Below are 362 nucleotides of genomic sequence, written 5' to 3' on the forward strand. Positions count from 1 at the left end.
GCTGGTCGACTGGGACCCGCAAGGCCACATGACCGAGGCGCTCGGGGTGGCCGAGAGCCCCGACGACAGGACAATGAAGGGCTGGGTCCTGGGGGAGTGGAGCGGCGACCCGCACGAGCTGCTTGTGGCCTACCGCGAGCGGCTGCACGTGCTGCCCACCAACATGGACATGTTCATGTTGGACAAGGGTCTGTACGCGGCGACGGCGCGCGAGATGCGGCTCGCCAAGCTCCTGGCCAAGTTCGAGAACGACTATGACGCCTGCGTCATCGACGCCCCGCCCTCCCTCGGGATCGGCACCGAGTGCGCCCTGATGGCCGCGCGCCGGCGGGAGGGCAAGCGCGGCGGCCTCCTGGTCCCGG

1 protein-coding gene is annotated in these 362 nt (G+C 70.2%); it reads left to right on the forward strand.

Annotated elements, in window-relative coordinates; all coding sequences use genetic code 11:
* A partial coding sequence (locus tag ACFVT2_RS43445) for a ParA family protein (RefSeq protein ID WP_390028035.1) occupies positions 1 to 362 on the forward strand: 362 nt, incomplete at both ends.

Origin of the sequence: Streptomyces sp. NPDC058000 (assembly GCF_042886435.1) — a bacterium.
Classification (GTDB): Bacteria; Actinomycetota; Actinomycetes; order Streptomycetales; family Streptomycetaceae; genus Streptomyces.